The sequence below is a fragment of the Alteribacter salitolerans genome (genome assembly GCF_016901055.1).
GTDB lineage: Bacteria > Bacillota > Bacilli > Bacillales > Salisediminibacteriaceae > Alteribacter > Alteribacter keqinensis.
This window is the reverse complement of record NZ_JAFEUX010000009.1, coordinates 83052-103561: the sequence shown is the minus strand read 5'-3', so window position 1 is coordinate 103561 and position 20510 is coordinate 83052. Positions and strand designations below refer to the sequence as shown.

Here is a 20510-nt window from a genome sequence, read left to right as displayed (position 1 = left end):
GAAAGCAAAGGGGAGAATGCATGTGACAACGTTTATGTCTGCTATGTCGATTAATGTTGAGGAACTGAACCGGGATATTGAACAGTTCCCGCAAGTGTTTCCAATCACTCCTGAGATGAACAAAATGCAAAGCGGAGTATCACGATTGGTTATGCTGGACCGCTATACGTTTAAAGATACAGAAAAGAAGACACTGAAAGAAGGAGACTTTGTCGTGCTGACTGTGAAGGCAGATCCGAAGTTTCCTGCAAGAGGATACGGCCATGTTCTTGAGGTCGACTGGATCCAAAGTAAAGCGAGAATCCAGGTTGACCAGGAGTTCCATGGCGTACTGGATAATGCAGAAGAAAAAGAAACAGGAGTTGTAACCCGTTCTCTTGATACGATTGATAAGCCTCTTGAAATTTACTACGAACAGATTGCCAAGCGTAATGCGAAGGGCCTGGCAGAAGTAGAAACTGACCCGGTTAAAAGGGAAGAAAGCTTTCAGAAGTTTTATCACGAACTGGTGAATATGAACTTCGTACCTGCAGGGCGTGTACTTTACGGAGCAGGGGCAGGTACGGATGTTACGTACTTTAACTGCTATGTGATGCCGTTTGTAGCCGATTCCCGTGAAGGGATCTCTGAACACCGCAAACAGGTCATGGAGATTATGAGCCGGGGCGGTGGTGTGGGAACGAACGGTTCAACACTCAGACCGAGAAACACCCTGGCCAGAGGAGTAAACGGGAAATCATCAGGGTCTGTTTCCTGGCTTGATGACATCGCCAAGCTTACTCACCTTGTCGAACAGGGCGGTTCAAGACGTGGTGCTCAAATGATTATGTTATCTGACTGGCACCCTGACATTCTGGAATTTATCATATCGAAAATGCAGAATCCCCGTATTTTACGATACTTACTTGAAAATACCCAAGATGAGCAGATCCGGAGTCTTGTAAAAGACAAGCTTAAATTCACGCCGCTCACTGAAGTGGAAGAGGCAATGTATCAGAGCATTGTTAACTATAAAACGATAGAGGGCCAGGGCGGGTTCGACGTAAAGGTCATCGCTGAAGCAGAAGAAAAACTCCGCACCGGCGGCACCTACACGGTGAACAACTCCGAATTCCTTACCGGGGCCAACATCAGCGTCTGCATTACAAAAGAATTCATGGAGGCTGTTGAAAATGACAGTGAGTACGCCCTTCGCTTTCCTGATGTAGAGAATTATTCAAAAGAAGAGATGGAAGCATACAACCGTGACTGGCATGAGTATGGGGACGTTCGTGAGTGGGAAGCTATCGGGTTTGGTGTCAGAACATACCGTACAATCAAAGCGAAAGAGCTATGGAATCTGATTAACGTCTGTGCAACCTACTCAGCCGAGCCTGGCATCTTCTTTATTGACAACGCCAATGAGAAAACAAATGCAAGTGCGTACGGACAAAAAGTGGTTGCAACAAACCCGTGTGGGGAACAACCTCTCGCGCCATACAGTGTGTGTAACCTTGCTGCTGTTAACCTGGCGGAAATGGCAGACAGGGAAACAAAAACGGTGAACTTTGAAAAGTTAAAACAAACGGTAGCCACCGGTGTCAGAATGCAGGATAACGTTATCGATGCAACACCTTATTTCCTGGAACAAAACACTAAGCAGGCTAAGGGTGAGCGTCGTGTCGGTCTTGGTGTGATGGGTCTTCATGACCTGCTCATTCTGACAGAGACGGTTTACGGATCGGAAAAAGGGAACAAGCTCGTGGATGAAATCTTTGAAACGATTGCAACAACCGCGTACCGTACAAGCATTGAGCTTGCAGAAGAAAAAGGAAGCTTCCCATTCCTTACCGGTGAATCAGACTGGGAAACAAAAACACTCCGTAACGCCTACACTGAAACTGGCTACATGCAGGGGATGCCGGAAGATATCAGGGAAGGTATTAAGAATTACGGGATTAGAAACTCTCACCTTCTGACTGTGGCTCCCACCGGATCTACCGGAACCATGGTCGGTGTCAGCACCGGCCTTGAACCATATTTTTCCTTTTCGTATTTCCGAAGCGGACGCCTCGGTAAATTTATTGAAGTAAAAGCGGAAATTCTTCAGAAATACCTGGATGCGAACCCGCGTGTGGATCCCAATGAGCTGCCGGAATGGTTTGTTTCAAGTATGGAACTTTCACCGGAAGCTCACGCGGACGTACAATGTGTGATTCAGCGCTGGGTAGACAGTTCACTCAGTAAGACAGTAAACGCCCCGCGGGGATATACGGTTGATCAGGTAAAATCAGTTTATGAGCGCCTTTATAAGGGAGGAGCGAAAGGTGGAACGGTTTATGTTGACGGAAGCCGTGACTCACAGGTTCTTACCCTTAAAGCTGAAGAAAATGACATGAACGAACCAGCAGAAAAGCTTTCCGATCATGCTCAGGAAAAAGGGAAAGTGGTTCTCCTAAATACCATTTCCGACTTACGCTCTACATCAGTAAAGTACGGAAATGAAGTAGGCGACAAGTGTCCTGTCTGCCGTAAAGGAACAGTAGAAGACCTTGGCGGATGCAACACATGTACAAACTGTAATGCACAGTTGAAGTGCGGACTATAATGGAATAAAATAAGAGGCTGTTTTAAAAGGGGGGACCCCTCCCTTTTGAACAGCCTCTTTTGTTCTGTACATGAGCGAGGTAGTCCGGCGGTTTTATTTGTAGTATACTAAGAAACAGAGAAAAGACTGTTTTTGCTTTCAAGCGCACTGTTACCCTTGGTGTTCAGGATGCAGGGTGTTTTAAGCGGGGGAAGTTTGGAGGGGACAGTATGCCAACACCGAGTATGGAAGATTACTTGGAACGAATATACCTGTTAATCGAAGAGAAAGGCTATGCACGTGTGTCTGATATTGCCGAGTCACTTGAGGTGCACCCGTCATCGGTTACAAAAATGGTTCAAAAGCTTGATAAAAAAGACTATCTTATATATGAAAAGTACCGTGGGTTAGTACTGACGCCCAAGGGTAAGAAGATCGGCAAGCGCCTTGTATACCGACATGAATTATTGGAAGAATTTATGAAAATCATTGGTGTGGATGGTGAAACCATCTATCAGGACGTAGAGGGGATTGAGCATCACCTCAGTTGGGATGCGATTGACCGGATTGGAGACCTTGTTCAATATTTTGATGAAGAACCTAAACGTGTGGACGATCTCCGGCTTGTACAAAAGAAAAGTGAAGAACAGGAGCAATCATAACGCTGGTTATGGTTGCTTTTTTTGGTTGGACTCACGGCTGCCTTGAAAAAGAATTAGAAACGGTGTTATATCCCTTCATTCAAATATAACTTCGCACGGTGCGTTGTGAAAATAAGAGGAACAGGATAACTCAGCCGAAAAAAGACCGCATACTATACGCCCATACGCCATAGTGGGAATATATTGCTCCCAACGTCTGTGTTCACAATGATTGTGGTTTTTGTGAAGGATCTATTCGTAAAGATTGCTGCTTGTGCTAAAAAAGAAATAAAACAGGAGTGCCCGAGACTTCAAGATTTAGACGAGCTGTATTACCAAAAAGCGAGCATTTTTTTGTTATGTCACCCTTACAATGGAATAAAGGGGGAGTGGCCTGTGAAGATAGATGGCGTTTTTGCTGGCGGAGGTGTGCGAGCTCTTGCGTTTGTTGGGGCCCTCAACGCCATTGAAAAAAAGGGGATTGAATTTGAAAGGGTTGCCGGAACAAGCGCAGGAGCGATTACAGCAGCTTTTATTAAAGCTGGTTTTACCAGTGGGGAAATATTTGACCTTTTTGAAGAAATGGACCTTCGCCAGCTTCTCGATCCACGAAGGTCGATGTTTCCGTTTCCTTTTTTAAGATGGCTGACAATGTATAAAAAAATTGGACTTTACAAAGGAAATGAATTTGAAAAGTGGATGGTAGAAACGTTGAAGTCCAAGGGGGTATCTACTTTCGAGGATCTGCCTGCGGGCTCGCTGAGGATGGTGGCATCAGATATTACAAACGGGCGTTTTGTCGTTCTCCCTGACGACCTTCCTCTATACGGGAGAATCCCTGAAAAGTTCTCTGTCGCACGGGCTATTCGGATGAGCTGCAGTATACCCTTCTTCTTTGAGCCGGTTAAAATCTATGATGGTACAGCAAAGCCTTCTTATGTTGTAGATGGCGGTGTACTCAGCAACTTCCCCATGTGGGTTTTTAAGAAAAGAAATCAAAAAAGGCTTACAAGACCGGTTCTTGGCTTTCGCCTGAGCCCGACTCTCGAGGAGGAGAGTGCGAACCCAAGAAAGATTAAAAACGCCATGCAGTTTACCTATGCCATGGTTGAAACGATGCGAACGGCTCATGATCAGCGTTATATCTCAAGAGATCTGGCAAAGGATATCGTATTCATACCTGTAAAGGATGTAAAAACAACAGATTTTGCCCTTACGGATGAGCAGAAACAATCCCTGATTCAGTTAGGGGAGACCAGTACTTTTGATTTTCTGAAACGCTGGAGCAACTAACGTGATTCAAGAATCTGGGTAACCCCTTCTTGTTTATAGAACTTTGTTACAACAAGCAGGAGAGGGACAATGAATGTAATCCACAGCCCGATAATGACGCCCATTGTAAACAGAGGGAGTGGGAGCCACGAGAAAAAAAACGGAGCAAATATTTTAAAAAGGGCGATACCGAAAAGACCGAATGCACTTGCCGTGAGCCGTTTTCTTAGAGTAGCGGAAGGAATACTCATTCGGACTTTAATAAATTCCAGAGAAATACCCACTCCTGCACCGAGGAGGTAACCGGTATGCAGAAGAGCCTGGGTGTTTGGATAAATGACGGCCGCAAGAAAAACTGGGAGGATAATGGAAAAGACCATCACATACCTGTCAGGCATAGAGCCGATCCAGTCAAAGCTTCTGTAAAATGCATAAACAATAAACCCGCCAATGATAATGGCACCTACGATTGAAAACACTGATGCATTTGTAAAAAAGAGAAACGTAATTGAAAACGCGAGTATAGGGGCGACTGATGCTGAAAGTTCGAGTTTGTTCCTTGTAAGCGGTATAAAAAAAGCAAAAAAAGTCATTACTGCCTGCACTGGCAGATGTGTAAGCGGCACCCAGGTGCTGCCGATGATAACGCCTGGAAAGAAGAGCTGAATGATGTTACTTATGGTTACAGAAAAAGCGAGAAGAAAAAAGAGCTGAAATCCGATCGTTTTGTTTACAGCCCAGAAAATAAGTCCGATTAAAACAAGAAAAATGATATCAAGTTCTGTAACTAAGATGAATTCAGAAGTAAGGTAGGGGAGAGATTCGTTAAAAGGTGTCATCGATTTTCCTCCTGATATGGAAATTTAAGAAGAAAAAGAACCAAGCGTTTAGAATAATGCTCGGTTCTTTTTCTTACTCTTATTTTTCTTTCCCTCAATTACACGAAGCTGAACGTCAGATTGCCGCTTAATAAGCGGTCTCTGGCTCCGCTTTTTTTCCTGCTTTACTTTTCTGCTTTTTGCGGCTTTTAATGACGACGTTCCAGGTCTCGGCTGGGCTTTGTGGGCAGTTGCAGCGTACTGCCTGCCATAGCCGGAACCTGAAAGTCTCGGCATAATTACATGTCTGAACAGGAGGAACAGAAGCGTGACAATACCGATGGTTACAAAAATCCCGACAAAGAAACCGGCAGGGTCCGTAACGAGCCTGCTGCCAATGCCGAGTATTGCAAGACCGAACATGACAAGTAACAAGGGATGAAAAGATTGGCGAAGCATAAATCCACCTCCAAGAGCTTTTGTCATTTTACTGTTATCATACGATGCGATCTTCCAGATTATCCTCAGGGAAAGCGTCGTCCCGTTTTCGCATTTCCTCAAACGATGCAATGGCAACTTCGACCTGAGCGTCCTTGGGCTCCTTGGTAGTAAGGAGCTGCAGCCAGAGGCCCGAATAACCCAGCCACTTAAGGGCCGGAATATGACGCACCTTGTTTGTAAGCTGAAGTACTTCATAGGAAGCTCCGAGCACAACAGGGATTAAGGCGATCCGGTACGTAAGGCGTTCCCATAAAGGTTCAGAGGGAACAGCCAGATAAATAAACACACCGACAATTACTGTGAAAAGAATAAAGCTGCTGCCGCATCGGTAGTGAAGTCTGGACTGAGCCTGGACATTCTCAACGGTCAGCGGCTTCTTATTTTCAAAAGCATTAATGACTTTATGTTCAGCTCCGTGATACTGAAACACTCTTCGTATCATCGGAGTGAGGCTGATTAAGTAAATATAAGTCAGAAGGAAGATGAGTTTAATAAACCCTTCAATCAGGTTTTGTGCCACGTGACCTGGTGCCACCGGTCTGAACAATTCTGCAAGGGTTGCAGGGAGAGCAGTGAAAATGAGCTTTCCGAATACGAAAGAAAGAACACCTACCGCCGCAACGCCTAAGATCATCGTCATCTTTGAAGATTGTTCAACCGTTTCGATTTTATCGTCATCTTCCGGGTCGACGTCATACCGTTCTGTGGAAAAATTCAGGTGTTTTGTTCCGTTGGCGCTTGCTTCAACAATCGCTGCAACACCTCGCAGGAACGGAATTTTCTTTAGCTTTTCGACCCATGGCCGCTTTTTCTTTTTTACTTCAAAAAAATCAAGGGTATTGTCTTTCCGGCGAATGGCAGTTACAGTTGTATGTTTTCCGCCAAACATAACCCCTTCCATAACAGCCTGGCCGCCGTATGCAGGTGGTTGGTTTTGTTTACTCAATGATGTCACCAGCCTATCTTAACAATTTCTATTCTTTGTAAAGCTATACCTTACTATTCTACATGAAACAGCGGAATACCTCCAATGATCAAATGATTACGTTTAAAAAACACCTTATTAATCCTGATAAATCCTACTTGTATTATTCCCCTGTACCTGAGAGCATACACTCCTTAAAGAAAACAAACCGTTAAAAGTAATGAAAACGGACATACTAGCGCTTGAGGTGATCAGTATGTCAGAAGACAAAAATAATCAAAAGGAACAGGAACAAAAAGAACAATCGAATTCTTTTCATGGAATGGTTGCCATGATTGGCTTTTTTGGAGGGGTTTTCTGGAGTATCATAGGGTATCTTTCGTTTACTTTGAACTTTATCCGGGTCGGACCTGCCCTTATCCTGATGCCGTGGGCACTTCCGGACTGGAAGAACGGCTGGCTTGGACAGCTTGTCGGGATTATTGCCATTGGTGTCGTTTCAATCGGGGTTGCGTTTATTTACCGGCTGATTCTTGCTAAAATTAATAAACTCTGGCCGGGAGCTGTTTTTGGCTTTGTTTTATGGGCGCTGGTGTTCGGACTGTTTAACCCGATGTTTCCAGGACTGAAGCCTCTCACACAGCTGGATATCAACACCATCATTACCTCTTTGTGTCTGTACATTTTATATGGAGCTTTTATAGGATACTCTGTGGCATATGAGTATCATGAACGGACTGTGCATGAAGGTGAATCTATTCAAAGCTGAAGACCTATGGTAGAATGTTCCGTGGAACATTCTATTTTTTATCGAAGCATGGGAGGTGTGACAGGCTGATGAAAATTCTCGTTCTTAATGGACCAAATTTAAATCGTCTAGGTTTGCGTGAACCTGACGTTTATGGCTCTAAAACGTTATCAGACCTCCAAGAGCAATTGATTACATATGGTAAGGGAAACAATATATCAGTAGAAGCAAAACAGTCCAACCACGAAGGTGAGCTCATTGAATGGATCCATGAGGCGGCCGGTGAGTTTGACGGCATCATTATCAACCCGGGAGCTTTTACGCATTACAGTTACGCAATTCGTGACGCGATCGCTTCAATTGAAAAGCCGGTTGTTGAAGTTCATATCTCAAACGTCCATGCAAGAGAGAGCTTCAGGCAGGTTTCCGTTACTGCAGCAGTATGTGCAGGACAAATAAGTGGTTTTGGCTTCGAAGGCTACAAAATGGCGCTTGATTATTTTCAGAGGGGGAACAAATCATGACCAGACTTGAAAGCTTAAGAGCAAGATTTTCAGAACAGTCAATTGAAGGAATGTTAATTACGAGTGCAAGCAACAGACGTTATATGACAGGGTTTACAGGATCAGCAGGCGTTGCTCTTGTATCTGAAAAAGAGGCGAAATTTATTACAGATTTCCGCTATGTGGAACAGGCAAACGAGCAGGCAGTCGGATATGAGATCGTTCAGCACACCGGGCCGATCCATGAAGAGGTTGGAAAACAGGCAAAAGCGATGGGAATTTCTGCACTTGGATTCGAAAAAGACCATATGACCTTTGGTACATATGAAACTTACAACGCCGCTGTGGACACCAGACTTATACCTGTCAGCGGGGTAATCGAAAAGCTTCGGATGATTAAAGATGAAGAGGAACTACAAATTATCCGTGAAGCAGTTGAAATCGCAGATGCTGCTTTCTCTCACATCCAAAGTTACATCCGGCCTGGTGTTAAGGAAATTGATGTCTCCAATGAGCTTGAATTTTTCATGAGAAAAAGAGGGGCTGTATCTTCATCCTTTGATATTATTGTGGCGTCAGGATACCGGTCCGCTTTACCTCACGGTGTCGCCAGTGACAAGACGATCGAACGAGGCGAGCTTGTAACACTGGATTTTGGTGCCTATTATAAAGGCTATTGTTCAGATATCACAAGAACTGTCGCTGTAGGGCAGCCGAGTGATGAACTAAAAAAGATTTACAACACGGTTCTGGAAGCTCAGCTTAAAGGGATGGAAGGTATTAAAGCGGGGATTACAGGTATTCAGGCCGATGCTCTTACAAGAGATTACATTAAAGAAAAAGGGTATGGTGAGTACTTCGGGCATTCGACCGGACATGGGTTAGGCCTTGAAGTACACGAAGGACCAGGCCTGTCATTCAAATCCGACACCGTGCTGGAACCGGGAATGGTTGTTACCGTCGAGCCGGGTATTTATGTAGCTGGTGTTGGTGGAACCCGTATTGAAGATGATACAATCGTAACAGAGGATGGCAATGAATGCTTGTCAAAATCCACAAAAGAGCTGCTGATTTTAGGTGAGTAAAAACTAAAAACACGTTCGATTCAGGAGGAACTAAGAATGATTTCAGTTAACGATTTTAAAACAGGTTTGACGATTGAAGTTGATAACGGTATTTGGACAGTAATTGATTTCCAGCACGTAAAGCCAGGGAAAGGAGCGGCGTTTGTTCGCTCAAAACTTCGTAACCTCCGTAACGGAAGCATCCAGGAAAAAACGTTCCGTGCCGGTGAAAAAGTAGCCAAAGCCCACATGGAAAACCGCAAAATGCAGTACCTGTACTCCAGTGGTGATACACACACTTTCATGGACAACCAGTCTTATGAGCAGCTGGAACTCCAAACAGACCAAATCAAGGAGCAGCTTAAATACCTTAAGGAAAACATGGAAGTAGCCGTTCTTACTTACCAGAGTGAGACGATCGGAGTTGACGTACCTTTATCTGTTCAGCTGGAAGTTACAGAAACAGAACCGGGTATTAAAGGTGATACAGCTTCAGGTGGTACGAAGCCTGCGACACTTGAAACGGGTCTTACTGTTCAGGTTCCTTTCTTCGTAAACGAAGGAGACATTCTTATCATTGATACTCGTGAAGGTAAATACGTTTCAAGAGCATAAACTCAAAAGCGCGTCCGCACATTTTAGTGCGGGCGTTTTTTATATTTATAGTTTTTTGTATAGCTGATCATTCCATTTTTCCGAAGGGGTATTATACGTCCTCTGGTGAAATCATCCGGAAAACGCAATTCCCGAAGCAGTGTCATCCATTTGCTCTAATCTGAGAGGGTATTTCATAAGGCAGCTCTTATGAAATACCCTCTTTTTAACATTCCTCCTCATATTGCAAATTTACATAATTGTTCGGGGGACAGACCCCAAGGTCGACCCCACGGGCCGGGAGGTTCTCTTTTAGGGACAAGGCTCATAGCATAGACCAAGTGGACTTTGACGAGGTGAGTGGATGAAAAGTTGGATTACAGGCATTGAAGCAGCTGTTTTAATCATGGTTTGTCTGCGTATTTTTTCCGGCCTGGCGGAACTCACCGTTGCAGGACTGATTTTTAAATTTAACAGTGTGGAAAAAGCGCTCGTACTCAATGCTGCTCTGGCAGTAATCGGACCGTCGGTGCTGATTTTATCAGTTGCTGTTGGTGTCTACGCCATGGCAGATGATCTTTCGTTTACAAAGATCGCCCTTATCTTCGGAGGGGTTTTACTCATTCTTATTGGTGTGAAAAGCTGACTGTTATGAATATTCACTTGTTTCAAGCATAAATTCAAACTAGTACAACCTCTTATATGCAGATGGTGAGGTGAAAATGTGGAGCAAGTTCTTACAGTTCTCCCGGGTTCAATCAGAGAACAAATAGAAAGCGTACCCCTTAAGGTTCGTCATTCGATAGAAGAAATCAGAATTAGGGTTCAAAGACCACTGGAGATCCTGACAGCGGACAATGCGTTTCTTCTTCCGTGGGGTTCCGGGAGGCCTTACATCGTAACTGAGGAAGATGGTGCTTTTGTTCTCAGCTATTTAAGCGGGCACTCCGTATACAGGCTCGAAGAAGAATTAAAGAGGGGCTACATCACGATAAGCGGAGGTCACCGTGTCGGTCTGGCAGGGAGGGTTGTCACAGAAAGAGGGTTTGTAAAAGGTATTCGGGATATTGGCTCGTTTAATATACGAATCGCCAGACAGACGAAAGGAGCGGCAATTCCGTATCTAAAAAAAATGACCGAGTCAGACAAATGGCTGCACACGCTTATTGTTGGTCCTCCCAAGACTGGGAAAACCACACTGCTAAGGGATATTGCCCGCATCGCAAGTGAAGGGGAAGGATTACGCCTGAAACCTAAAACAGTCGGCATTGTTGATGAACGATCAGAGATTGCCGGTTGTGTAATGGGAGTTCCCCAGCATGATTTTGGAACACGTGTGGACATACTTGACCGGTGCCCTAAAGCGGAGGGGATGATGATGCTTATTCGTTCTATGAGCCCGGACATTATCATTGTTGACGAAATAGGACGGGCTGAAGATACAGAAGCCATTTTGGAAGCCATACATTCCGGTGTAACTGTCATTGCCTCTGTTCATGGTCAAAATCTTGAAGATGTGAGAAAAAGACCTGCTTTAAAGACATTATTTGATCACAGGGCATTTGAGACTGTCATTGAACTTACAGCCATGACAAGGAAGCAGAATCCGAATCCTCCTGTTTTACGGGAGCAAAAGGAATTGAAGGTGAGGGTGAAATGAAGCTGGCGGGAATTTTGCTGGTTATTGCGGCAACAACTGCCATTGGTTGGGAATGGTCAAGAAGGCTCAGGCTCCGCACAAGGCAGTTAAAGGATGTAAGAGTGGCTCTTGAAGCACTGGAAACAGAAATGGTATACGGATTAACCCCTTTACAAGAAGCATGTTACCGGGTGGCAAAGCAAGTGAGAGATCCGGTTGGCCTGCTGTTTCGAACGTTTGCAGATAACCTTGATAAAGAAGAAAAGCTCGCGTCTGAAGTCTGGGGAGAAACGATAAAAAAGATGAGCCGGATACTTGAGTTTAAACAGGGGGAATGGGACGTACTGCTTCAGTTTGGGCAGACACTCGGTCTGCAGGACATGGAAAATCAGCGTAAGCATTTGCGCCTCGCTTTAAAATATTTGGAACAACAGGAATCAGACGCAAGAGAAAACCAGAAGAAACATGAATCCATGTATAAAAGCCTCGGCTTTTTATGCGGGATCCTGATTGCCCTTATTATGATTTAGCCTGGGGAGGAGCTTAATAATGAATTATGATATCAGCTTGATTTTTCAGATTGCAGGGGTGGGAATTGTCGTAGCCATGATGCACACGGTGTTAAAACAGATGGGCAAGGATGATATGGCACAGTGGGTTACCTTGGTCGCCTTCGTAGTTGTTTTGTACATGGTCGCTTCGGTAGTAGATGATTTGTTCCAGACGATCCGCAGTGTATTCCTCTTCCAAGGTTAGGGGGCGGTTGCCATTGAGATCATTCAAATTGTAGGCCTCGGGTTAATTGCGACATTTCTTGCTCTTGTGGTTAAAGAACAGAAACCGGTATTTGCCTTTTTGCTTACCGTATTTGCCGGAGTTGTCATCTTCATCTTCCTTGTGGGTAAAATCAGCACGATTATAGGGATGCTTGAAGAACTTGCAGACAATGCAAACATCAACCTCGTCTACGTTCAAACGATTTTGAAAATCATTGGAATTGCCTATATTGCTGAGTTCGGTGCCCAGATTGCCAAAGATGCAGGCCAGGGTGCTGTTGCGTCGAAAATTGAACTGGCCGGGAAAGTGCTTATTATGATAATGGCGATCCCGATCATCTCTGTCATTATTGAAACCGTCATTGGGCTGCTGCCTTCATAGAGAGGAGGGAAAGGGATGTTTCGCTGCAAAGGAAATATGCTGAAGATTCTTCTGTTTATTATATGTTTCTCTTTCCTTCTTCCAGGCACTGTGATGGCTGAGGAAGAAACAGAGGAAATGATGAACCAGGAGGAGTTCGTTGAACATCAGCTTGAAAAACTGGGGATTGATGACATCAGAGCTTATTGGGATGAGGTTCTTGAAGAATATGGTGGATTTCTCCCGGAAAGCCATAAAGGGTCACTCCTTGATTTTCTACAGTCAGACAAGCCCTTCTCGATTAAGGAATGGTTATGGGGATTTATAAAATTTTTATTTCATGAAATTATTGTGAACGGAAAACTCCTTGGAACACTTATTCTTCTGGCCATATTCAGTATGATTTTAGCACAGCTCCAACAGGCTTTTGAAAAGCACTCGATCAGCAAAGTTGCCTACGCCATTACTTACATGGTCCTTCTTATTATCGCCTTAAACAGTTTTCACATTGCAATTCAGTTTACTCAGCAGACAATAGAAGCTATGTCCAATTTTATGGTCTCGTTACTGCCGCTTCTGCTGGTTCTTATGGCCAGCACAGGAAGTGTGACATCGGTGGCTTTGTTTCATCCGATGATCCTTTTTCTGGTTCATACCAGCGGCCTCTTTGTTCAATACTTTGTACTTCCGCTGCTTTTTCTGTCAGCCCTTCTGAGTATTGTAAGTACCATGACTGAACATTACAAGGTAACCAATCTTGCCAACCTCCTTCGTAATGTAGCAGTTGGGGGCCTCGGGATTTTCCTGACCATCTTTCTGGGTGTCATTTCCGTCCAGGGGGCAACTGCCGCCGTCGCAGATGGGATTGCGATCAGAACTGCAAAGTTTGTTACAGGAAATTTTGTGCCGGTGGTAGGGAGGATGTTTACAGATGCAGCTGATACTGTAATGGGGGCTTCTGTCCTGGTGAAAAACACAGTTGGAGTGGCAGGACTTGCTATCCTTTTACTGATCTGTATCTTTCCGGCATTGAAGGTGCTGAGCCTGGCATTGATCTATTCATTTGCATCAGCGGTTCTCCAGCCTCTGGGCGGAGGACCGATCATCGCCTCTTTATCAATCATCGGTAAATCTGTCATATATGTGTTTGCAGCCCTATCAGCAGTATGTCTCATGTTCTTTCTGTCAATTACCATCATCATTATCTCTGGAAATTTGTCATTAATGATGCGTTAAAACCCAGGTGAAGGAGGCTCCATATGGCTTATATCACGCAATGGATCACCAATATTATACTGCTGATTTTATTTGCAGCCATTTTGGAGCTGCTTTTGCCAAATTCGAGTCTGCAGCGGTATGTAAAACTCGTTGTAGGTTTAATGGTTCTCATGGTTATGATTCAGCCGATCCTGACTGTATTTAAAACCGACCCTGAAGACTGGTTAAGCTCTGTATCGGAATGGGTGGATGGAGATCTGCCTGATGAAGAAACTTCAATAGAGAGAAAAAAAGTGGAAATAGAAAAGGGAAGACTTGCATATATTTCTGAACAAGTGGCTGTCCAAATGAGGAATGAAGCAAAAGAGCCTTTGAAGCAGCAATTCGGGCTCGTGCCACAAGAAGTGACGATCGAACTGGAGGAATTTCAGGAAAATGAAAACATTCTTGCTGGACTGAAAGTGGTACGGGCAGTGCTTGCACCTGCTGGTGAAGAGGCGGAAGAGGAAGTAAACGCAGGTCAGGCAGACGGGATTACACCTGTAGAAACGGTTGTAATCCACCCTGTGGGAGATGGATCTAGTGACGAAAAAGAAGATGCAGCGGTACTGGCAGATGTTCATGAAGTTGATGAGATTACAGCCTTCCTGTCGGTTCAGTGGCAGATCCCAAGTGAAAATATTCTACTGGAGTTGAAAGGAGGAGGGGAAGATGACTGATAAAAAGACGAATTCTACTTGGTTGGACCGATATAAAGATGTTGGTAAATGGAAAAAAGTAAATGTCAAATATTTACTTTTGCTCCTTTTCCTTGGAATCTTCTTTATGATTGTAAGCAATGTGTTTACCGAAAGCGGGGATGATGAATCCATGCTTCCTGTATCAGGGCTGGAGACGGAGAACAAAAGTGAAAAACAAGAGCCGGAAGCAGAACCGGTTTTCAAATCGTCCGGTTCGGATGGACCGCTTTCTATGGGAGACTATGAAGCTCTTTATGAAGCCCAGCTTAAAAAAGCTTTGGAACAGATGATGGGTGTCTCGGAGGTTACCGTATTTGTCAATCTGGCAGAGACAGAAAGACAAGTCTACCAGACCAACATAAATTCAAAAGAACAGACAACAGATGAAACGGATCGTGAAGGAGGAAAAAGACAGGTCCAGGATGTTACGAAAGATGAGCAAGTGGTTATTATACGAAGCGGCGATAAAGAAGAGCCGCTGATCCAGCGGGTGGAAAAGCCCGACGTGAAAGGTGTTCTGATTGTTGCAAAGGGGGTGGATAACATTCAAGTCAAAACCTCGGTTGTCGAAGCAGTCAGCCGTGCACTGGATGTACCATCTCACCGGGTTTCCGTTATGCCGAAAAAAAATGAGGGGGAATTGTAAATGGTATTAAAACGTCAAACAGTGTGGTTACTCACAATGCTAAGTCTGATTATTGTTTTATCGGTTTACTACATTAACATTAACAATCAGGATTTCGCAGGTGTCCCTGAAAACAATGAAGATCAGGCAGTAAATGCAGACAGTGAAGGAGATCTTGAAGAGCAGCTTCTTGATGATGAAAATGTAACCTTTGTTGAAATTGAAGAAGCAGAAAATGTAAACACAGAAAGCACGCTCTACGGATCAATGAGTACAGAAGAGATGTTCGATACGATCCGCCTTCAAAGGCAGGATGCCAGAGGGAAAATGAAAGAAGATTATGTAGCGGTGGTTGCTTCAGCTGATGCAGGTGCTGAAGTACAGAGTCAGGCCTTCGACGGAATTGAGGCACTAGAGGTAATGGCACAGAAAGAAGAAGTACTTGAGACGTTAATTAAAGCAAAAGGGTATGAAGATGCTCTTGTAATCACAGAAGAAGACCAGGTGCGAATTTACGTGAAAGCTGAAGACCTTTCCAAAGAAGAAGCTGTTCAGATAAACAATATGGCATATGAAGAACTGGGTGTATCAAACATCCGCGTAGGATACCAGTCGAACTAATCAATTTTCCCACGAACACTCCAGACGGCATTTTATAAAGAGGGAAGCGGATTCGCTCATTGATGGGAGGACCACACATAAGGCGCAATTTACCTTATGAGTGGTCCTCTTTTTAGCAACATGCAGAGAAATGCCTGTTTTTCCTTATGGAAATAATGATTTTCTTTTCGTGAAGTGGTATAATTAGCTCTTGGAAATGCTAACATGGAGATGAAGCGTTAATACATAACCGCAATTTAAGGGAGAGATCCAAATGGAATGGTCTGATTTAACAGAAGGTGCCAAAGCCGTCCTGGAACAAACGAGAAACATTAAGAACGATAAAATTCAGATTGTTGAGTTTGATGTAGGATTTGTGCAGGAAGCTGATCCTGAAGAAGGTCTGGAGGATCCGATTTCGATTCAGGAAGATGATTACCATAGCCTGAAGCAGTATACCCAGCAGAATGAATATGGTGAAAAATATCATATGGCACGAAACAAAAATACAGTTAAAATCATTCTTCTTGAAAAAGGTAAGATTCCGGACAACCTGTCTGATATCCCGGTTTTCAGAGAATATAAAATTGAACAGTAACCTTCTTCAACTGAAGAAGGTTTTTCTTCCACAAGAATGACAGCGCTTCCGCTAAGGTGGCGGGCTGGTAATTTAATAACCGGCTGCAGTAAGAGGGACCGGACATTTGCTGTATCTCTTAGAAAATACTTTTCAATTGTAAAAAAGTAAGGTAGCATAAAAATTAGGACTTGCTCATAATACATCCTATAAAAAGAAAGTTTAATATCAACAAACTTTACGAAAAGAGCGACAAGAAAACACAACCTTTAAACATGCAACAGATGAAAAGACAGGAACAAGGAGTGACAATTCATGTTAAAAATTCAAGAAATCCGTGAATTAATTAAACTGATTGACCAGTCGAGCATCGATGAATTCAAGTACGAGCAAAATGGAGAAAAAATCACGATGAGAAAGCAAGTCAAAGGCGCAGGAACAGGGACTGAGACAGTTGTCAGAGAAGTGGCAGCACCACAGGCCCAGCCGGCACCTGCTGTTCAAAGTGAACCTCAAAAAGAGCCGGCTCCATCCCAGCCTAAAGCGGAAGAACCTGAGAAAAAAGAATCCTCGAGAGAAGGACTACATACGATTACATCTCCAATGGTGGGGACTTTTTATGAGGCACCGTCGCCTGACTCCGGTCCGTACGTAAGTGCTGGGGATAAAGTGAAGCCGGATTCTGTTGTTTGTATCATTGAAGCGATGAAACTGATGAATGAAATTGAAGCTGAAGTGAAAGGTGAAATCGTTGAGGTCCTTGTAGAAAACGGACAGCTGGTGGAGTATGGACAAGAACTCTTCCTAGTGAAACCTGAGTAGGGGATGAGACGGATGATAAAAAAAGTATTAATTGCAAACAGAGGAGAAATAGCAGTTCGAATTATACGAGCGTGTCAGGAGCTGGGGATAGAGACCGTTGCTGTGTTTTCAGAAGCAGACCGGGATGCCCTTCATGTCAGAATGGCGGATGAAGCTTATTGTATAGGACCGACCTCTTCAGCCGCAAGTTATCTTAACTTCACAAATATTATGAGTGTCGCTACACTTACTCAGGTGGATGGTATTCATCCCGGCTACGGATTCCTTGCAGAGAATGCAGATTTTGCTGAGATCTGTTCAGCTTGTAACATTACATTTATCGGCCCGAGCCCGGATGCGATTAACCAGATGGGAACAAAAGATGTAGCGAGAGAAACGATGAAAAAGGCCGGCGTACCGGTCGTTCCGGGTTCAAAGGGAATCATTGAAACAGTGGAAGAAGGCGTTAAGACCGCTGAAGAAATCGGCTACCCTGTCATTATTAAAGCGACTGCCGGTGGCGGCGGGAAGGGGATCCGTGTTGCCAAAAACGAAGGGGAGCTTCGTAAAGGTATTACCGTTACTCAAAATGAAGCGAGAGCGAACTTCGGAAACCCGGGCGTATACCTTGAAAAATACATAGAAGACTTTCGTCATGTAGAAATTCAGGTACTCGCCGACACATTTGGAAACACAATTCACCTTGGAGAACGTGACTGTTCCATTCAACGGCGCCTGCAGAAGCTTGTTGAAGAAACGCCTTCACCTGCCCTGAGTGTGGAAAAACGAGCTGAAATGGGTGAAGCCGCCGTTAAGGCTGCTGAAGCTGTTGATTATGTTGGGGCCGGAACCGTTGAATTTATTTTTGATCACAACACAGGTGATTTCTATTTCATGGAAATGAATACACGTATTCAGGTTGAACACCCTGTTACAGAAATGGTAACCGGGATTGACCTGATTAAAGAACAAATTTTAGTTGCGTCAGGCAGGAAGCTCTCCTATACTCAAGAGGAAGTCACTTTCCGCGGACATTCTATTGAATGCCGTATTAATGCGGAGAATCCGTATAAAAACTTCATGCCTTCCCCGGGCAAAATAGAGATGTATCTGCCGCCGGGAGGATTCGGAGTGAGAGTAGACAGTGCTGCATTTCCGGGATATACAATTACGCCGTTTTATGATTCTATGATCGCCAAAGTTATTACCTATGGCGAGACGCGGGAAGAAGCCGTTACAAAAATGAAACGTGCACTGAGCGAATTTGTGATTGAAGGCGTGGATACGACAATTCCGTTTCATTTGCGGTTAATGAGTCATGAAGTATTTAAAAGCGGAGACTTTAACACAAAATTTTTGGAACACTATTCAATAAAGCCTGAAAGTGACGAGGAGTAATAGCTAGGAGGACGCATAAATGAAAGATAATCACCTGATTGACATGACTGATGACAAAGCGGACCTGGGAAAAGTAGAGATATCTCCTGAAGTAATTGAAGTTATTGCCGGACTTGCTGGATCTGAAATTGAAGGTGTGGCAACGATGAGAGGGAATTTTGCCTCTGGAGTTGCAGAGCGTCTCGGACGTAAGAACAATCACGGTAAAGGCGTAAAGGTTGATCTTCAGGAAGACGGTATTACTGTCGATGTTTTTGTCATTACAAATTACGGTGTATCCATCCCTGATGTTTGTAAAAAAGTGCAGGAGAACATATTCCAGACACTGAAAAATATGACGGCTATTGAGCTGATCGGAGTAAATGTCCACGTTGTGGGTGTTCAGCTTGAGATTGAAAAAAAAGAAGAGCCTAAAAAGGATCAGTAATTTAAAAACCAGAGGGTAAACTCCCTTTGGTTTTTATTTATTGGAAGAGATTTACCATAAAGGCCAGTTTTTACCTTTTGGATCAACTTTGAAGCAATAAGCAGGGCCGTTGCAAACCTGCTTATGTACTTTTGAGACCCCCTCTTGCCGGCGCCGTCCAGGGAAGTGACGGGGCACGTTGGCTGCACCTGCACTATCTCTACTTTAAAGGAAGTGAAAACAGCGTTTTAAAAAAGAGTCAGTCACTGGCAGGACGCTATTATCAGAATATCCTCAATTTGGCGGGAGACTGTATCGTCAGGCGAAGATATGCTATATTTGAAAAGAGAATACAACCCGTACGATGGAAGATAAAGGAGACGTATCAACATGAACAGAAGAGTAGCGCGGATTAAAGCCGTTCAGTCACTATACCAGATAGATATGACAAAGATCGGGCCGGATGAGGCGATAGAAGCTGTGCTGGAAGAAGGAGAAGAACCATCTTCTTTTCTTCACCAACTTGTAGAAGGAACCCTCAACCATCTTGAAGAAATCGACAGTACGTTAAACGGAGCAATGGATCACTGGACTATCAACCGTGTGGCTAATGTGAACCGTGCCATCCTCAGAATGGCTGTTTATGAAATGAAATGGGAAGAAGAGATACCTGTAAGCGTCAGTTTAAATGAAGCAATTGATCTGGCAAAAGGATTCAGTTCAGACGATGAATCCGGAAAGTTCGTAAACGGTGTCCTTTCTAAAATTGCAGGAGAGTTGAAGGAGTAAAACAGGATAAGTGCCGCCTGCATCAGGGCAGACGGCTGTTTAATAAAGAAAAGTATACTGATCAGAATAACGGGGATAAGGGAGAGATCATCATGACTGCTGAATTAATCTCAGGAAAAGAGCTGGCAAAAAACAAACGTGAGAAAATGAAAAAGGTCACTGAAGAGTTAACATCCAAAGGCATTACACCGGGGCTTGCGGTAATCCTGGTGGGGGAAGACCCGGCATCCCAATCCTATGTCCGCGGTAAGCAGCGGGCATGTAATGAGATTGGGATCTACTCGGAACTTGATGAACTCCCTTATGAAACGACAGAAGAAGAGCTTCTTGCAAAGGTGAAGGAATTAAATCATGCAGATCACATTCACGGTATACTCGTCCAGCTGCCATTACCGGATCATATTTCTGAAGATGCGGTGATTAATACGATCGCACCGGAAAAAGATGTAGACGGTTTTCATCCGGTAAATATCGGCAGAATGATGATCGGACAAGAGGGCTTTTTGCCATGCACCCCTTTTGGCATTGTAGAGATGATAAAATCAAAAGGGATTAAAATAGAAGGAAAACACACGGTTGTGATTGGACGTAGCAACATTGTCGGCAAGCCTGTAGGACAGCTTCTTCTTAAAGAAAATGCTACTGTTACTTATTGTCATTCACGGACAAAAAATATGCGTGAATTGACCAGGCAGGCAGATATTCTTATCGTTGCAGTCGGCCGTGAGGGAATGGTGGGCAGCGATTATATTAAACCCGGTGCTGTTGTTATTGATGTCGGTGTTAACAGAACTGAAGAGGGTAATCTCGTAGGAGACGTGAAGTTTGATGAAGCAAAAAAAATTGCCTCATACATTACCCCGGTTCCCGGTGGTGTAGGACCAATGACCATTACAATGCTGCTGCATAATACCATTCTGTCTGCTTCACGCGGGCTTGAATAAGGAG

Annotated in this window: 25 protein-coding genes; 22 read left to right on the top strand and 3 right to left on the bottom strand. The window is 44.1% G+C overall.

All coding sequences use genetic code 11. The annotated features are described in order from the left end of the window. Window positions 1–34 precede the first annotated feature (34 nt). The 3 genes from JSY36_RS16340 to JSY36_RS16330 all read left to right on the top strand — a co-directional run bounded on the left by JSY36_RS16340 (window position 35) and on the right by JSY36_RS16330 (window position 4500). A complete protein-coding gene (locus JSY36_RS16340; protein WP_205167194.1) occupies window positions 35–2587 on the top strand; it encodes a vitamin B12-dependent ribonucleotide reductase in 2553 nt (850 codons plus the stop codon). Between the two features lie 209 nt (window positions 2588–2796). Next, a complete protein-coding gene (mntR, locus tag JSY36_RS16335; RefSeq protein ID WP_122896484.1) occupies window positions 2797–3228 on the top strand; it encodes a transcriptional regulator MntR in 432 nt (143 codons plus the stop codon). Window positions 3229–3603: 375 nt separating this feature from the next. Next, entirely contained in the window at window positions 3604–4500 is an 897-nt protein-coding gene (locus JSY36_RS16330) for a patatin-like phospholipase family protein (RefSeq protein ID WP_205167162.1), read from the top strand. Here JSY36_RS16330 and JSY36_RS16325 read toward each other — a convergent pair. The 3 genes from JSY36_RS16325 to JSY36_RS16315 are packed head-to-tail and all read right to left on the bottom strand — an operon-like array spanning window position 4497 to window position 6699. Next, window positions 4497–5318 carry a hypothetical protein gene (locus tag JSY36_RS16325; RefSeq protein ID WP_205167161.1) on the bottom strand — a complete coding sequence of 274 codons (822 nt, stop codon included), beginning with the start codon at window positions 5316–5318 and terminating at the stop codon, window positions 4497–4499. The genes JSY36_RS16330 and JSY36_RS16325 overlap by 4 nt on opposite strands. A 48-nt stretch (window positions 5319–5366) precedes the next feature. Continuing rightward, complete coding sequence (locus tag JSY36_RS16320; RefSeq protein ID WP_205167160.1) at window positions 5367–5756, bottom strand: SA1362 family protein; 390 nt, start codon at window positions 5754–5756, stop codon at window positions 5367–5369. A 37-nt stretch (window positions 5757–5793) separates the two neighbouring features. Beyond that, a complete protein-coding gene (locus JSY36_RS16315) occupies window positions 5794–6699 on the bottom strand; it encodes a DUF1385 domain-containing protein (RefSeq protein WP_419466049.1) in 906 nt (301 codons plus the stop codon). Window positions 6700–6979: 280 nt separating this feature from the next. On the opposite strand from JSY36_RS16315, the gene JSY36_RS16310 reads away from it, so the two are divergent. The 19 genes from JSY36_RS16310 to folD all read left to right on the top strand — a co-directional run bounded on the left by JSY36_RS16310 (window position 6980) and on the right by folD (window position 20506). Further along, window positions 6980–7492, top strand: a complete 513-nt coding sequence (locus JSY36_RS16310) for a YqhR family membrane protein (protein WP_205167158.1) — start codon at window positions 6980–6982, stop codon at window positions 7490–7492. Window positions 7493–7557: 65 nt separating this feature from the next. Then, window positions 7558–7995, top strand: a complete 438-nt coding sequence (gene aroQ, locus JSY36_RS16305) for a type II 3-dehydroquinate dehydratase (RefSeq protein WP_122898479.1) — start codon at window positions 7558–7560, stop codon at window positions 7993–7995. After that, window positions 7992–9059, top strand: a complete 1068-nt coding sequence (locus JSY36_RS16300; RefSeq protein ID WP_205167157.1) for a M24 family metallopeptidase — start codon at window positions 7992–7994, stop codon at window positions 9057–9059. Before aroQ ends, JSY36_RS16300 begins: the two co-directional genes overlap by 4 nt. A 36-nt stretch (window positions 9060–9095) precedes the next feature. Continuing rightward, entirely contained in the window at window positions 9096–9653 is a 558-nt protein-coding gene (gene efp, locus JSY36_RS16295; protein WP_122896491.1) for an elongation factor P, read from the top strand. 343 nt (window positions 9654–9996) lie between these two features. Beyond that, a complete protein-coding gene (locus JSY36_RS16290) occupies window positions 9997–10278 on the top strand; it encodes a YqhV family protein (protein ID WP_122896492.1) in 282 nt (93 codons plus the stop codon). A 78-nt stretch (window positions 10279–10356) separates the two neighbouring features. Next, window positions 10357–11292 carry a stage III sporulation protein AA gene (gene spoIIIAA / locus JSY36_RS16285; protein ID WP_122896493.1) on the top strand — a complete coding sequence of 312 codons (936 nt, stop codon included), beginning with the start codon at window positions 10357–10359 and terminating at the stop codon, window positions 11290–11292. After that, the gene (spoIIIAB, locus tag JSY36_RS16280) at window positions 11289–11801 is read left to right on the top strand and encodes a stage III sporulation protein SpoIIIAB (RefSeq protein WP_205167156.1); all 513 of its coding nucleotides are present in this window, start codon (window positions 11289–11291) and stop codon (window positions 11799–11801) included. Before spoIIIAA ends, spoIIIAB begins: the two co-directional genes overlap by 4 nt. 19 nt (window positions 11802–11820) lie before the next feature. Next, a complete protein-coding gene (spoIIIAC, locus tag JSY36_RS16275; protein WP_122896495.1) occupies window positions 11821–12027 on the top strand; it encodes a stage III sporulation protein AC in 207 nt (68 codons plus the stop codon). A gap of 12 nt (window positions 12028–12039) precedes the next feature. Continuing rightward, window positions 12040–12429 (top strand): stage III sporulation protein AD, encoded by a 390-nt coding sequence (spoIIIAD, locus tag JSY36_RS16270; protein WP_122896496.1) that lies wholly within the window; start codon window positions 12040–12042, stop codon window positions 12427–12429. A gap of 15 nt (window positions 12430–12444) precedes the next feature. After that, the gene (gene spoIIIAE / locus JSY36_RS16265) at window positions 12445–13644 is read left to right on the top strand and encodes a stage III sporulation protein AE (protein WP_236785026.1); all 1200 of its coding nucleotides are present in this window, start codon (window positions 12445–12447) and stop codon (window positions 13642–13644) included. Window positions 13645–13667: 23 nt separating this feature from the next. Then, the gene (spoIIIAF, locus tag JSY36_RS16260; RefSeq protein WP_205167155.1) at window positions 13668–14345 is read left to right on the top strand and encodes a stage III sporulation protein AF; all 678 of its coding nucleotides are present in this window, start codon (window positions 13668–13670) and stop codon (window positions 14343–14345) included. Continuing rightward, entirely contained in the window at window positions 14338–15012 is a 675-nt protein-coding gene (gene spoIIIAG / locus JSY36_RS16255) for a stage III sporulation protein AG (protein WP_122896498.1), read from the top strand. The genes spoIIIAF and spoIIIAG overlap by 8 nt, the downstream gene beginning before the upstream one ends. Continuing rightward, window positions 15013–15612, top strand: coding sequence for a SpoIIIAH-like family protein (locus JSY36_RS16250; protein WP_122896499.1), 600 nt, complete (start codon window positions 15013–15015; stop codon window positions 15610–15612). Window positions 15613–15865: 253 nt separating this feature from the next. Next, window positions 15866–16189: a hypothetical protein gene (locus tag JSY36_RS16245; protein ID WP_122896500.1), complete on the top strand. Its 324-nt coding sequence runs from the start codon at window positions 15866–15868 to the stop codon at window positions 16187–16189. A 294-nt stretch (window positions 16190–16483) separates the two neighbouring features. Further along, complete coding sequence (gene accB, locus JSY36_RS16240; RefSeq protein ID WP_205167154.1) at window positions 16484–16990, top strand: acetyl-CoA carboxylase biotin carboxyl carrier protein; 507 nt, start codon at window positions 16484–16486, stop codon at window positions 16988–16990. 12 nt (window positions 16991–17002) lie between these two features. Beyond that, window positions 17003–18367 carry an acetyl-CoA carboxylase biotin carboxylase subunit gene (gene accC, locus JSY36_RS16235; protein WP_122896502.1) on the top strand — a complete coding sequence of 455 codons (1365 nt, stop codon included), beginning with the start codon at window positions 17003–17005 and terminating at the stop codon, window positions 18365–18367. Window positions 18368–18386: 19 nt separating this feature from the next. After that, window positions 18387–18794, top strand: a complete 408-nt coding sequence (locus JSY36_RS16230) for an Asp23/Gls24 family envelope stress response protein (protein WP_122896503.1) — start codon at window positions 18387–18389, stop codon at window positions 18792–18794. Between the two features lie 369 nt (window positions 18795–19163). Further along, entirely contained in the window at window positions 19164–19562 is a 399-nt protein-coding gene (gene nusB, locus JSY36_RS16225) for a transcription antitermination factor NusB (protein ID WP_205167153.1), read from the top strand. A 92-nt stretch (window positions 19563–19654) separates the two neighbouring features. Then, window positions 19655–20506 (top strand): bifunctional methylenetetrahydrofolate dehydrogenase/methenyltetrahydrofolate cyclohydrolase FolD, encoded by an 852-nt coding sequence (folD, locus tag JSY36_RS16220; protein WP_205167152.1) that lies wholly within the window; start codon window positions 19655–19657, stop codon window positions 20504–20506. The last annotated feature ends 4 nt before the right edge of the window (window positions 20507–20510 follow it).

Coding starts and splice junctions, on each gene's coding strand:
- spoIIIAG (WP_122896498.1), top strand. CDS start 14,338: ATGACTGATAAAAAGACGAATTCTACTTGGTTGGACCGATATAAAGAT.
- JSY36_RS16340 (WP_205167194.1), top strand. CDS start 35: ATGTCTGCTATGTCGATTAATGTTGAGGAACTGAACCGGGATATTGAA.
- JSY36_RS16310 (WP_205167158.1), top strand. CDS start 6,980: ATGTCAGAAGACAAAAATAATCAAAAGGAACAGGAACAAAAAGAACAA.
- JSY36_RS16250 (WP_122896499.1), top strand. CDS start 15,013: ATGGTATTAAAACGTCAAACAGTGTGGTTACTCACAATGCTAAGTCTG.
- accC (WP_122896502.1), top strand. CDS start 17,003: ATGATAAAAAAAGTATTAATTGCAAACAGAGGAGAAATAGCAGTTCGA.
- nusB (WP_205167153.1), top strand. CDS start 19,164: ATGAACAGAAGAGTAGCGCGGATTAAAGCCGTTCAGTCACTATACCAG.
- JSY36_RS16290 (WP_122896492.1), top strand. CDS start 9,997: ATGAAAAGTTGGATTACAGGCATTGAAGCAGCTGTTTTAATCATGGTT.
- JSY36_RS16245 (WP_122896500.1), top strand. CDS start 15,866: ATGGAATGGTCTGATTTAACAGAAGGTGCCAAAGCCGTCCTGGAACAA.
- JSY36_RS16320 (WP_205167160.1), bottom strand. CDS start 5,756: ATGCTTCGCCAATCTTTTCATCCCTTGTTACTTGTCATGTTCGGTCTT.
- folD (WP_205167152.1), top strand. CDS start 19,655: ATGACTGCTGAATTAATCTCAGGAAAAGAGCTGGCAAAAAACAAACGT.
- spoIIIAB (WP_205167156.1), top strand. CDS start 11,289: ATGAAGCTGGCGGGAATTTTGCTGGTTATTGCGGCAACAACTGCCATT.
- spoIIIAF (WP_205167155.1), top strand. CDS start 13,668: ATGGCTTATATCACGCAATGGATCACCAATATTATACTGCTGATTTTA.
- spoIIIAE (WP_236785026.1), top strand. CDS start 12,445: ATGTTTCGCTGCAAAGGAAATATGCTGAAGATTCTTCTGTTTATTATA.
- JSY36_RS16325 (WP_205167161.1), bottom strand. CDS start 5,318: ATGACACCTTTTAACGAATCTCTCCCCTACCTTACTTCTGAATTCATC.
- JSY36_RS16230 (WP_122896503.1), top strand. CDS start 18,387: ATGAAAGATAATCACCTGATTGACATGACTGATGACAAAGCGGACCTG.
- efp (WP_122896491.1), top strand. CDS start 9,096: ATGATTTCAGTTAACGATTTTAAAACAGGTTTGACGATTGAAGTTGAT.
- mntR (WP_122896484.1), top strand. CDS start 2,797: ATGCCAACACCGAGTATGGAAGATTACTTGGAACGAATATACCTGTTA.
- spoIIIAC (WP_122896495.1), top strand. CDS start 11,821: ATGAATTATGATATCAGCTTGATTTTTCAGATTGCAGGGGTGGGAATT.
- JSY36_RS16300 (WP_205167157.1), top strand. CDS start 7,992: ATGACCAGACTTGAAAGCTTAAGAGCAAGATTTTCAGAACAGTCAATT.
- JSY36_RS16315 (WP_419466049.1), bottom strand. CDS start 6,699: ATGGAAGGGGTTATGTTTGGCGGAAAACATACAACTGTAACTGCCATT.
- accB (WP_205167154.1), top strand. CDS start 16,484: ATGTTAAAAATTCAAGAAATCCGTGAATTAATTAAACTGATTGACCAG.